The organism is Pseudoalteromonas sp. R3, assembly GCF_004014715.1.
Taxonomy (GTDB): Bacteria; Pseudomonadota; Gammaproteobacteria; order Enterobacterales; family Alteromonadaceae; genus Pseudoalteromonas.
This window is the reverse complement of record NZ_CP034835.1, coordinates 1,184,703-1,199,081: the sequence shown is the minus strand read 5'-3', so window position 1 is coordinate 1,199,081 and position 14,379 is coordinate 1,184,703. Positions and strand designations below refer to the sequence as shown.

The 14,379-nt window shown below is 50.7% G+C and carries 3 protein-coding genes; 2 read left to right on the top strand and 1 reads right to left on the bottom strand.

Annotated elements, in window-relative coordinates:
• Positions 1 to 24 precede the first annotated feature (24 nt).
• Positions 25 to 3,768 carry a non-ribosomal peptide synthetase gene (locus tag ELR70_RS10200; protein WP_164881443.1) on the bottom strand — a complete coding sequence of 1,248 codons (3,744 nt, stop codon included), beginning with the start codon at positions 3,766 to 3,768 and terminating at the stop codon, positions 25 to 27.
• Between the two features lie 793 nt (positions 3,769 to 4,561).
• Between ELR70_RS10200 and ELR70_RS10195 the strand changes: the two genes are divergently transcribed.
• Together ELR70_RS10195 and ELR70_RS10190 are read left to right on the top strand one after the other, a co-directional pair.
• The gene (locus ELR70_RS10195; protein ID WP_054016505.1) at positions 4,562 to 7,897 is read left to right on the top strand and encodes a non-ribosomal peptide synthetase; all 3,336 of its coding nucleotides are present in this window, start codon (positions 4,562 to 4,564) and stop codon (positions 7,895 to 7,897) included.
• 41 nt (positions 7,898 to 7,938) lie between these two features.
• A complete protein-coding gene (locus tag ELR70_RS10190; RefSeq protein ID WP_054016504.1) occupies positions 7,939 to 14,379 on the top strand; it encodes a non-ribosomal peptide synthetase in 6,441 nt (2,146 codons plus the stop codon).

Genomic DNA, 14,379 nt, shown 5'->3' with positions numbered 1-14,379 from the left:
GGGCAGAGTGAACAGGGACGTTTGTTAAACGATGCAGAGGTTGGGTGGATCTGTCAGCCAGTGATTCAGGGCCTCACAGAATTGCGACAGGATTGACTGAGCGGTCGTGCTGTCAAACAAAGCACAGTTATAGTAAAGGCTGGTGGTGAGCTGGTCATCCATGCTCTGCCAGATATCCAGAGTCAGATCAAACTTCGCCTGAGTGTCTTGCTCAGTCAACACCTGAGCTTCAACCTCGCCCAGTGTAAAGTGTTCACGATGTGGGTTCTTACCCAGAAAGTTAAACAGAATCTGAAAAATTGGATGAACATGTTCCTGGCGTGGCGGATTAAGCGTATCGACCAAATGAGAAAAAGGAAACGCCTGGTGCGCCATTGCCGCCATGATGGTGTCGTGCTGACCGGCGATAAACTGCGCCAGAGTTTGCTGGCGATTGACCTGACTGCGAATAGCCACAGGATTAACAAAATATCCGACCATTTCCTGGGTGGCGCGCTGTTGACGATTCGCCATGGGTGACCCAATCACCACGTCTTCTTCACGGCTAAACAGGCTTACCACCAGCGCAAACATACTCTGTAATACCACAAATTCAGAGGTGCCATGGCGCTTGGCAAATTCAGCCAATTGCTGCCCAACAGTCTGTGGGAGCACAACTCGTGCCATACCTGCCGCGGGTGATTGCGCCTCATTGAGTGACAAATGACTGCGTGGTTTATCCAGGGCAATACCATGCAGAGCCGGCAACGACTCTAACTGCGTCTGCCAATACTGGCTCATGGCCTGCGCCTGCTCACTGCCCTCCCAGTGTTGCTTTTGCCAGCGAGCATAATCCCCATAACCTGCCCGCTCACCAGGCTCAACCGCATGCTGATAGAACTCACTCAGTTGCTGGCACAGTAAATTAACCGACCAGTCATCAACTGCGATGTGATGAAACACACAACATAAAAGGTGACGCTGCTCAGACACGCTAATCAAACAAGCGTTCACCATCAGCGCACTGGCTGGTGTCAGTCCGCGGCCCAACTCAGCACGGACCTGCGCAATGCGCTGTGACTGCTGTGCTTCATCCAGCTGGCTCAGTTCAATGTGTTGCAATGGCAGCTGCGCAGTGTCTGCGAGCTGAGGCTGCAACTGGCCGTCTTCGTCCATCACCAGGCGAGTGCGTAAGATTGGGTTATGTGCCAGCCACAGATCCAATGCAGCTTGCAAACGCGGGACCTCCAGCGGGCCGCTAAGCGACAGTGTCAGAGGCACTAAATAGCTGTGTTGTCCATTTTCCTCCAAGCCTTCGTGCTGACTGGCCAGCCACATCTGTTGCTGCGCAAAGGATACCACCGGACCAGCTGCTGCATCAGGTTGCATCGAGATGGCGGGCAATGGGTTCGCTTCCTTTGCCAATGACGCAGTGTCGAGCTCAATGTAGTTTGCCAGGTCCACTATGGTGGGATGAGTAAGCAAGGTTTGAAACTCAAGGTCTACCATCAACTGTTCGCTAATGGCGCCGAGTATACGCAGACCAATCAGGGAGTGTCCGCCCAGCGCAAAAAAGTGTGCAGCACAACTGAGCGCCTCTTCAGGCAATTCAAATGCCTGCGCCCAGATCTTCCTAAGCTGTGTTTGTAATGGCGACTGAGGCTCAACGATTTCGCTGGCCACAGTTTCAGGCAAGCGATGATCTCGCAGTGCACGACGATTGACCTTTCCATTGGGCAGCAGAGGTAATTCACTCAGGGCGACAAACTGGTTTGGTACCATATGCCCGGGCAGACGAGATGCGGCAAATTCACTGAGTTCCTCGCCAGTAGGCGGCTCTCCCTGCGCAACATAGAAGGCAACCAGCTGTTGACTCTGTCCTCGTACAACATCAACCACCGCAATGCTTCTGATCTGATCATGACGTGCCAGTTGACTGTCAATCTCGCCCAGCTCAACACGAAAGCCCCGTACTTTGACCTGCTCATCGGCACGTCCCAGGAAATAGAATTCGCCATCGGGGCCTTGTCTGACTAAATCCCCACTGCGGTACCAACGCATACCACGGTATTGAATAAACTTACTGTGGTTTTCTGCTTCACGATTCAGATAACCTGAGCTCAGGCAGGGTCCTGCCAATAACAGTTCCCCAACGGCACCAGGAGGCTGTTCATGGCCTTCACTGTCAACCACTAATGCAATTCTGGGCCCACATAACTTACCAATAGGAATACTGGCACGCGACAAATCAGCCGGTATTACCTGGTGCCAGGTGGAGGTAATGGCTGCTTCAGTGGGTCCATAAGCATTAAATAATCGACAGCGTGAGAAAAGCGCCAACTCTTCCCAGCGACGGACAATCTGAGGGTTCAGGGTTTCTCCGCCGAGCACTAAGGTATGCAACCGGGTTTGCTGCCAAAACGCCATCTCGTTCGCTTGCTCACTGAGCAGTTCAGCGACCAGTGCCGGTGGCAGGTCGGTACAGGTAATCTGATGTTGCAACAAGTAATCGGTCAGCTCCTGATGACGCCACAACCGCTCGCCCTTGATATGCACTGCTGCACCGGCACATAGTCCCACCCAGATCTGCTCCAGCGCGGTATCTACGTTCAAAGATGCAAATGACAACACGGCATCCTGATCCGATAGCGCCAAATGCTCAGACATGGCATGAATGTGTGCAGCAAAAGCTTCAAAGCTTATCGGCACGCCCTTGGGCAAACCGGTCGATCCAGAAGTATAAATAATATAAGCAGACAAACTGGTGTCTATTTCGGGTGGATGCCAGACCTTACTGTGTGTCTGTGCCATCAGAGCATCATACCGATAGCACTTCACACCATCGCGCACACCTTTGTGCTCATTGGTAGCATCTGTGAGCACACATTTGAGATCCGCATCGGTCATAATGTGTGCCAGTCTTTGTGCCGGATAACCTGGGTCAAGCGGTACAAAGGTGGCGCCTAAGCGCCATAACGCAAGCTGTGCCACCAGTGCAGCTACTGAGCCGGGCAGCATCACACCGACCCGAGTACCCGGGTCAACCTGCTCATTAAGTTGTGCTGCCAGATGACAGGAGCGAGTCACTAAAGTGCGATAATCGATTTGCTCATCACTATCACACACAGCCAGGGCCCGGGGAGCATGTTCAGATAGCTGGTCGAGTAAATCGACAATGCTTTGAGGCGCTTGTGCAACCGGGGGAGACAATGTCTCATGATAATAAGCCAAAGCGCTCAGAGACTGACTTGGGTCAATCGCGACCTCTGTAACCACAAAGGTTAGCCAGTCGGCAAGCGTCTCCACGGTTTGACGGTCTATCTGCTGAGCATCATAAAACCACTCAAGGTGTGTGTCAGATGCCATGTTTAACAGCAAAGTAAATGACATATTTTCCATGCCTGCTTTGGCAGACTCCGCCACAAGGAAAACCGGTAACAGCGCATCTGTATTCTCTGTAACGCCTGTTGGCATGGGAAGTGCGCCTGTTTTCTGTGTACACACATAATCGTGCCATTGCTGCACAGTCATCATGGGGTCAAGGTGTAAGTCACATACTTGTTCGGTATTACTTGCTGAATTAGCGTCAGCATTATCTACATATCGCATCCTCGCTGGTGACATCTGGTAATATCTGGCATACACCAGTGCGAAGCAGCTAAACAACATCTGCGCTTTGTCTGTATTCAGCCTGGTTGCTGCCTGGGTCACTGTTGCAGCATCTAGGCTGGATTGAGCCAAACTGGTTATTTCCTTAGCCATGCCTGGATTAGCTCTGTCGACAATCACTGTATCTCTCCCGGTATTATTATATTTATAAAATTCAGTACATAAGGGCTTGCACTTGTTGTCGTGCAAACCAGTGTGAATCTGTGTAACTCTGTTTATGCTGTCCGTGATTGGCCAAACCATTGTTGCACTAAGCGTCATATCTCTCGTTTTGCGATGCGCAAAGCAACTTAAAACAAGATGCCGGACTCGGTTTAACGGCACTGCAGAATGAGATAACGGACACCATCACAGTGGCCTCACCATTACCCGTTCTTCACAGACCTAAGTTAGTGGTTGCTTAATCAAAGGCATACTCAATGCGAAGTTTTATTACCATAGACAGGACTGATACAAAGGCACTGAATCCCCCGCCTGCTTTTTCATGCATGCTCAAAAATCACACAAAACATACAAAATGACATACAGCAAGACAGTAAACTCAGATGTTATTAACTTTGCACAAGCCTGTTCATACATTGCACAAAAAGTTCACTTTTCATCCCGGTTTGCACAATAAAATAAAACTTACAATTTCAATACTTAAAATTAACCACAAACAAACAATTTGGTTTGTAAGTGCACACAAACAAACATGAATTAATTAATTTGCAAGCACTAAAAGTCACTTAATACCTAATAAACACACAAGATGAGCACAAATCAAACTAAATTTGAATTTTTTTAATCTTGACAATTTCCAAGCCTTAGGTACTCTAAATCCAAATTGCAATAAAATGAAAACAACACTGTTAATTGCTGTAACAAAAACAACAAACAAAGATAACCAATTCTCTATATCCAAGGAGGCAACATGGATATCCAGAGCTTGATCCAGGAAGCAGATTCAGCAGGTGTTTCGCTGTTTATTGAAGATGGAAAACTGGGTTACAAGACAAACAGGCGGCTTAAAGATCGCTCCATTCTGTCCAGAATTTCGGGCCGGAAATCTCATATCATTGCCTACCTTGAAGGACAGCAGGCTGCTCGTTTGTCAGGTGATGCGCCCGCATCGCTGAGCCAAAAACGTATTTGGCTGACACAACAGCTTCAACCCGGCACTACAGACTTCAATATTCCAATGTGGATCAGGTTCGATAACAGCTGGGATACACATGAGCTGGAAACTACGATTCGAAATTTGATTTCCAGTCATGAAATATTTAATACCTGCTACTACGAAAAAGACGATGAAGTTTATCAGCGAGTACAATCTGATTTGGTACTTACTGTTGAGCATCACCAGTGTACTCAAAGCAGCGAACAAGATTTGGCGGAGCAGGTACAAACCTTCTCTGCTTACTCGTTTGAGCTGGAGGCGGATATGCCGGTGCGCGTTGCCTTTTTCCATACCGCCACGGGCTGCGACTTGTGTTTGTTGTTCCATCACATTGCGCTGGACGAGACCGCCTGTCAGACGTTTGTTGCTCAACTGTTTGCTTCACACCAGCAACACACCACACCATCGCGCACGGAGCAATATCGCGATTATGCGCTGTGGCAAAAGCAACACCTGACAAGCCCGGCTTTTCAGCGCCATGCAACTGCGTTCATTGAGACCTTGCGCGGTGCACCTCAGCTACATCGCTTACCGCTTAAGGCACCGCATGCACAGAACACCCGCAGCACAGCGCAAACCATTCCCGTCACCATTCCCGATGCGCTGGCAGACTCAGTAAAGCATCTTTGTCAGGAAGCTCGGATCACCGAGTTTTCGTTTTATCATACCGTCCTGGCAATACTACTGGGCCACTGGAGTAAAGTGGATGATGTGATGTTCGGTACACCCGTGATCCATCGCCCGACCGCGAATATGGATCAGGTACTTGGCTGCTTTTTAAACCTGTTACCACTGCGCCATCAGCTTGACTATAACTGGTCTTTTGCTGAACTCATTGAGTACATTAAGGGTAAGCAGAACGCGCTGATGCGCTATCAGGATGTGCCCTTTGAATACGTACTGGAGCAATTAAAACCGGCTCGCCAGCCATACGTGAATCCACTCTTTCAGATCCTGGTATCTAACCATACCAGTACCGACCAAGCACATTCAGATGGGCAAAGCTGGTCGTTTGTCAGCTCAGCACAGGCAACCTCGAAATACGATTTGACTCTTAAGATTGTCACCGCACCAAATGAAGCGCGGATCCTTTGGCAATATCGGGAAGACCTGTTCAGCAGCGAGTTGATGACCATGATGAGCGACAGCCTGGTGCCCTTGCTCACTCAATTAATGAATACCCGGGAGCAAACATTAAAACGCGCCCTGACAGAGATTAAGTATCCAACTCTGGCTCAGCTTACATCGACACAGAATGCACCAAAACGCACCCTGCTTGGTGCCCTTGCTGAGCACGCACAGCACCAGCCTCATGCCATTGCACTGCGATGTCATCAGCAGCAGATAAGTTATGAATCTCTTAATAATCAGATTAATTTACTGGCACAAAACCTGCTAAACCAGGGACTCAAACAAGGCGATCACCTGGGACTCATGCTTGAGCGTCATTGCGATATGGTTATCGCGATGCTTGCAGCCCTGCGCCTTGGTCTGATTTACATTCCAATGGATCCTGATTATCCGCAGCAGCGCCTTGAATACATTGCACAAAAAGGCCAGTGTAAGCTTATCTTATGTGAACACACGCAGCAGCTTAGTGGCACTTTTGCTCAGATGACCTTAGATGAGCTCAGAGCGCAGCCTGTGGCACCAACGGATTTGGATCTGCTTCCAGAGTCGGATCAGCTTGCCTATATCATTTTTACCTCAGGCTCGACCGGACAACCCAAGGGGGTCAAGATCAATCATGGGAATCTGGATAATTTCCTGACCAGTATGGTCACTCAGTTGTCACTGACTCGCCACGATACCTTGCTGGCGGTTACACCCATTTCGTTCGATATTTCGGTTTTGGAGCTGTTTGCCCCATTGATGGCTGGCGGTGAAGTGGTCATTGCGCCACAGCAGCAAAGGGATGGTCTGAGTCTCAAGCAACAGCTCAATACGCTGCCTATTACCGTGATGCAGGCAACGCCTGCAGGCTGGCAATCGTTGCTTGATGCAGGCTGGGAAGGCAAACCGACTGTGCGTGCACTCTCTGGCGGTGAGCGCCTGCCGACTACGTTGGCTCAGGCACTCAATGGCAAAGTCGCATGCCTGTGGAATATGTATGGCCCCACCGAAGCAACAGTGTGGGCAACCTGTCAGTTGGTTGACCCTAATACCAGCCAGGATATACCGCTTGGCCAGCCAATCAATGATTGCGCAATCCATATCCTCGACGAGCAGGGCAATCCCTGCCCGCCTCAGATGCGCGGAGAAATTGTCATTGCTGGCGCGTGTGTAGGCCAAGGCTATGTCGGATTAGCATCTCAGACCGCTGAACGTTTCATCACGCTGGATAGCCCACAAGGTCCTGTCAATGCATACCGTACGGGCGATCTGGGCTACATCAATTGCGAAGGTGAGCTTTACTGTTTAGGCCGAAATGACCATCAGGTTAAAATTCGTGGCTTCCGGATAGAATTACAAGAAATCGAGCGTCAACTTCAGCAACTGGCGGCACTGGAAAAAGTGTGCGTCGTCGTGCACACCATGCCAAACGGCAGTCAAAAACTCATCGCCTATTTTGCCGATCCGACGCAAACGCAAGATCGCGAGCAGTTGCAATTTCAGCTCCGTCAGGTACTACCGGCCTATATGGTGCCAGATTTCATCATCGCGATGGACAAATTACCACTCACCCCCAGTGGCAAGATAGATCGAAACCACCTGGCTTCACTGGAGCCCAGCCCGGAATACAATCAGCTCGTTCCCCCGGCAAATGATCAGGAACAGCAATTGCTGGAGCTTTGGAAAAGCCTGCTCAACCTGTCTGACATTGGCACTAATTGCAACTTCTTTGCACTGGGCGGAGATTCAATCACCGCGATAAAGCTGGTGAGCCAATTACAGACACTGGGTTTCAATGCAAACAGTGGCCATATTTTTCAACATCAAACCATTAAGGATCTGGCTCAGAGCCTGATCCCGAACTCAACACCCAACACTGTGCTTGCCAGCGAGCAGCAACTGCATGGCGTTGAGGTGATTGGTGATGCCGTATCAGAAGCGGATCTGCAGTCCTTATTCGATGAGTTCGAGTCCTGATTTTTAAAAATATAAAAAATATAAGAAAACAAGGAATACCCATGAGTTCTGTCAAAGAAATACAAGCTGTGTACCCGCTTTCGGCAACCCAACGAGGCATGTTGTTTTACCTGGTTAATGCAACAGAGTCAGACGAGAACTACCGAGAGCAGCTTAACCTCATCGTTGCAAAGGAGACCGGGGTAGAGATCTTGCAACAGGCCTGGCAGGCCGTCGTTGACCACAACCCTGTACTACGTTCAGTGTACAGCTGGGAAAATAAGTCTCAGCCGTTGCAAGCTGTGCTGGGTCAGTACACCCTGCCTTGGCATCAGCACGATTTCAGTGCAATGAGCGAACAGCAGGCCGAGCAGAGCGTCTTAGAACATAGCGCGCAGAGTCGCCGCAAACCGCTTGAGTTAGGCAAAGTGCCCCCTGTCTGGGTGGACTATTATTTGCTCCCTGAGCATAACCTGATGACCTTTAACTTCACCCACTTGCAACTGGATGGATGGTCCATGGCGCTGATCACCAATCAGCTCGAACTGGCTGTATCCCAGCTGCTTCAGGGTTCAGCTGTGGCGCTTCCTCAGGGAGGTCAGTACAAAGACTACGTTAAATGGCTGCTGGCGCAGGACACCAAACAGTCTTTAGGCCACTGGTATACTCATCTGGGAGAGCCGCAATCAAGTGCTCCGCTCAAATTGCAGGGGTTTGCGGCCGAGCAGGTCAGTCAACAAAACTCTCAGGCAAAGCTCAGTTTCAGCGAGCAAGAATTTTCAACGCTCAACGATTTTTGTCAGCGCCAGGGGGTGACATTAAATGCCCTGATGCTGGGCGCATTTGGCTTGTTTGAAGCTCAGGTCAGCAGACGTGAAGACGCAGTCATTGGTTCGGTTGTCGCAGGTCGCCCGCACCTGGTGCCTAACATGGAAAGCATTGCAGGCTTTTTCAGTAATGCCCTGCCAATCCGTATTGATGCACAGCACAATAGCGACTTCACCAGCTGGCTGAAACAATTCCAGAGCACTCTAGTGGCATCATGGGATCATGCCCATGTCTCTTTGGAGCAAATTAAACAAGCGGTCAAAATGCCGATCACTGAGCATTTGTTTTCTACTTTGTTTATTTTCCAAAACTTCCCTAAGCGTCTGGTCAGTGATGAACAATCAGATGCGCAGCAAGCTCCAATGCAGCAAGTGGTGGGCTATGAACAAAGCCACTATCCACTGACGCTGTATGTCATGGCATCGGGCGCACTCAGTGTGCACGCCAGTTATCAGTCCAAGCATTACAGCGCTGCGCATATTCAGGCGTTGCTGGACTTTTACAAGGCTTTCCTGCTGAACTGTGTTGAACAAGCTCAGCAGTCGCTGACCCAGTTGGACCCTTACAGTCAGGATGTGCTGACAGCTATGCCGGCGGCGGATCTTAGCACTCAATGGGAAAACAACCATCTGCACGCACATTTGGCCAAGCTGGGTGAACCGGGTGAATCCATTGCAATCGTGGATGCAGAACAGTCAGTCTCATATCGCGAACTGAATACACTTATCAATGGCTGCGCTCAACAATTGCAGGCACAAGGTATTACAGCAGGTCAGCGTGTCGCCATTGCACTCGACAGAGGATTACCTTTTATCGTCGCAACACTGGCAACCCTGCGCATTGGCGCCAGCTATATTCCGCTTGACCCTAAAATGCCTGCAAGCCGACAGGCATTTATTTGTGATGATGCGAAACCGGCCCTGTTGATCACCAATGTCGCCGTCGATAGTCAGCTACCTTGTCTGAGTGCAGAACAAGTCACATCCATACATGCCGATACACTGCTGGCAGCAGACGTTGAAGACACGGCAGAAGCCTACGTCATTTATACCTCTGGCTCTACCGGTAACCCGAAAGGGGTGAGTGTGCCTCGCAGCGCATTGCTAAACCACACTTTGTCAGCAATGCAGTGCTACGAAATTACACCTCAAAGCAGCGCCTTGCAGTTTGCCTCAGTGAGCTTTGATACCGCCGTTGAAGAGATCTACCCCACCTTATTTGCGGGTGCCAAACTGGTGTTACGAAACGATGCCATCATGGCTGATCCACAGGCATTTATAGACTTTATTACTGCCCATAACCTGAGTATCCTTAACTTCCCAACCGCATTCTTTATTGCCTGGAGTAACACCCTTGAGCAGCCACTGCCTGCATCAGTGAAGACGGTAATTGTCGGCGGTGAAGAGCTGACCCAGCAAAGCTTCAGCGCCTGGCACACCTTCTGCCAGCAACATCAGCTGAACATTGACTTATTCAACACCTACGGCCCGACAGAAGCGACCGTGGTCACCACTCGAATCAAGCTGGATAAGTCACATCTGACCCTCGCCCGTTTGCCTATCGGTCGTGCCATCGACAACGCCGCCTGTCATATCCTGAGCCAGTCTCTGCACTGTCTGCCGGAAGGGTTTTTAGGTGAGATTGCCATATCGGGCGCCGGTCTGGCACGGGAATATCTGAACCAGAGTGAGCTGACCGAAGCCGCGTTTGTTACGCACCCGCAACTTGGCCGCTGCTACCTCAGTGGCGACCTGGGTTATATCAAGCAGGGTGTACTCTACTATGCTGGCCGTAAAGACCACCAGGTCAAGATCCGCGGCTATCGCGTTGAGCTGGGTGAAATTGAGCATGCCTTGGCGCAGCTGGAGGACATTTCAGAAGTGGTCCTGGTTGTTGTCGATAACGACCAGGGTGCCCAGGAACTGGCGGCTTACTACACCGCAGCGGTGGAGTGTGACTCTGCGGCGCTACGTGATGCACTGACAGAGCGACTGCCTGATTATATGGTGCCCAGTCACTGGATGCAGTTGCCACATATCCCCAAAACCATTACCGGCAAATATGACCGGAAAAAACTGCCTGCACTGGAGCGCAAAGCAGTCACAATCGATTTCGAAGATCACTACCTCAATTCACTGGCGGTGATCTGGCAGCAGCTACTCTCTCCGGAGACACTGAGCGAAGACAGCCACTTCTTCCGTTTGGGAGGTCACTCAATTCTGACCATCAAACTGCTGGCAAAAATTAAAGATGTATTCCACGTAAAACTGAATTTCAGCGAGATCTTTGATTATCCAACACTGGCAGCACAGGCTCAGCTGATCGCCCAAAAGGCGCGTAACAGCGAGAGCAGCCAGCAACTGCTTCCCAGCCTGACACATCGTCCGGAGCTGGACCGCTATCCCTTATCGTTCCAGCAGGAACGCGTATGGTTCCTGCAGCAATTACAGAAAACCAATACGGCCTATAACTTCCAGATGACCTTCTACCTCGACGGTCCATTGAACATCACTTACCTGGAAGAAACGCTGGAAGAGATCGTTGCCCGTCATGCGCTGTGGTTCAGTACCTTCCACGATGACGATGGTGTGCCTTATCAGCGCATCGAAAGTCCGTTCAAAGTCGACCTGACCCCGCTGGACATGAGCCATCTGAGCGAAGAACAACAACGAGCAGAATTGGATGAGTTACTTCCTAAATTGACTCAGAAGCCATTCGACATTACTCAGCTGCCACTGATCCGCTGGAAACTAATCAAACTGGCTGAAGATTCTCACTGCCTGCTGCAGGTTGAGCACCACCTGATCCACGATGGCTGGTCTGTGGGTATTTTCACCAAAGAACTGCACGCCATCTACGAGGCCAAACTGGCAGGTAAAGCCCATTCAATGGCGCCACTTAAATTCACTTATGCCGACTTCTGTTTGTGGCAACGTGAAGTGATGTCGGGTGCCTACTACGAAGAAATGGAGCAATACTGGCTGGACAAGCTGGCAGATTTACCGCCGGCACTGGAGTTGCCTTATGACTATCCACGCCCGCTGGAGCCGTCGTTTAGAGGTGACTCACTCATGTTCAACCTGGACTTTGAACTGTATGAGTCACTGCGTACGTTTGCGCGCGAAAATGGCTTCACCTTATATATGACCATGATCGCCGCGTACTATGTGTTACTGCACAAATATAGTGGCCAGACTGACATTAATATCGGTGCCGGTACGGCGTCGCGTACCGCACCCGAGCTGCACCCTATCATGGGTATGATGGTTAACAGCATCGTGCTACGTACCAGCCTGGAAGGTAACCCAAGCTTCCTTGAGTTGCTGCAGCGCGTGCGTAAGACCTGTCTAGATGCCTATGCTTATCAGGACATGCCATTTGAACAACTGGTTCAGAAACTCAGCCCTGAGCGTATGGGACAGGCCAACCCCTTGTTCCAGACTATGTTCAGTTTCCATGATGCGGAAGTCCCTGAGCCAGACTTTGGTGGCTTACAGGTCAATGGCCTGGTTAACACCAACAAATCGGCCAAGCTGGACCTGAACATCATAGTCGCGCCACACGCAGAGCAACGCGTCGGGCAAACCACCTCACGACGCGCGGCAGCAGTTATGACCTGGGAATACAGTACCGATCTGTTTGCCAAAGAAACCATGCAGGAAATGGTGGCTAACTTCATGCATCTGCTGGCTAACCTGACCCAAAACCCGGATCAGCCTATTGACCAGCTGACGGCCATCAATGCCAGCTCTGCCAGTCAGCTGCTGATGAACGAAGATGAACTCGCATCACAGCTGTCACCTTCGGTTGCAGCCCTGTTCGACCATCAGGTTGCGCAATACCCGAATAACACAGCTGTTATTGATGCAGACTCAACCGAGTACAGCTATCTGGCATTGCAACAGCGTTCTGCCTGCATAGCCGCAGCACTGCAGGCACATGTTACTGCGGGTGATACTCTGGGCCTGGTACTTAAACCCGGCTTTGAACTCTATGCTGCCATGCTGGCGGCGGCTCGTCTGGGTGCGAGTTATATGCCTATCGACCTGGACAGCGGTGAAATCCGTACCCAAACAATGCTTGATGACCTGGCACAGCTAAATGCCAGCCCGGTGATTGTGACCGATCAGCAGGCACTGACGCTGGCTGAGCGCTTCAACCTGGTACATGTCAGCGAAATTACCGATATGTCTGATGCACCATTGCTGGATTTAGGTACTCAGGACTCGACGGCATACATCATGTACACCTCTGGCTCTACGGGTAAACCCAAAGGGGTTCGCATTCCGCAAGCGGGGATACTGCGCCTGGTAGAACAGCCTGATTTCATTGCCCTGGGCAGTGAAGACGTATGGCTGCAGCACTCCTCTCAGTACTTTGATGCTTCCACACTTGAAATCTATGCCCCACTGCTCAATGGCGGTACTTTGGTTGTGCCAGCACAGAAGCGTCTGTCTCTGGCCCAGTATCAGGATTACCTGAACACCCACAACATCAGCCATATGTGGTTAACCGCAGGCCTGTTCCATCAGTTGGCTGAAGCACAACAAACTGCCCTGCCTACATCGCTGCGTTATTTGCTGGCTGGTGGTGACGTGCTGTCTCGGGACAAAGTGCAAAAGTTTGTGGAGCACAATCCGCACTGCATCCTGATCAATGGCTATGGACCGACAGAAAACACCACTTTCTCATACTGTCAGCAACTCACAGCCGACGTCCTCGAAGCCACTGCGCTGTCACGCTCAGTGCCCATTGGTACCGCCATTAAAGGAAGCGAAGGGTTTGTGCTGGATGCGCAAGGCCAGTGTGTACCACAAGGTGGCATTGGTGAATTGTATCTGGCCGGACTGGGACTGTCTCAGGGATATCTGGATAACGAGCTTAACGCACAACGCTTTGTCACTCATACCTTTAAACTGCATGGGATAGAACGCACCGTTCGTTTGTATCGCAGTGGCGATATGGTGCGCGAAAATGCCCAGGGACAGCTTGAGTTTATCGGCCGTAACGACAACCAGGTCAAGGTGCGTGGTTTCAGGGTTGAACTCAATGAAATTGAAGAGGTGATAGGTCAGCATCCAGACGTACAAGCCGTATGTGTGGCCGTAACTGGTGAAGATAATCAACATCTGGCCGCGTATTATCAGGCAGACAAGAACCTGGACGACGCATTGCTGGATCACTGTCAGTCTGCGCTGATGGGCTTCCAGATCCCGGATTTCTTCGTTAAAGCGGAGCAGTTCCCGTTAACCAGCAATGGTAAACTGGATCGCAATGCCATTATTGAGGCGAACCCGATTGATGTACGCAGTAAGCTGGCGCAGTTTGTGGCACCACAGACTGAACGAGAGCAGACACTGTGCGCTATTTTTGCACAAGCCCTGGGACTCGAGCTGGTTGGTTGTAACGACAACTTCTTTATGCTGGGTGGCCACTCGCTGGTCGCAGTCAAAGTGATTGCCAACATCGAAGAGCAGCTACAGGCACATCTCACTCTGGTTGACCTGTTCACAGCCCCTACGGTCGCTCAGCTGGTCCGCAAACTGGACGAGCAGCAGAGTGCACCTCAGGCAGCGGATCCTGCCCATGCACCGGAACAGGCTGAAATCGACGAGCAACTGTCCGATCAGGAATTGGATGCCTTGCTGGCTGCGATGGATGGCGAGGAAAGCTAG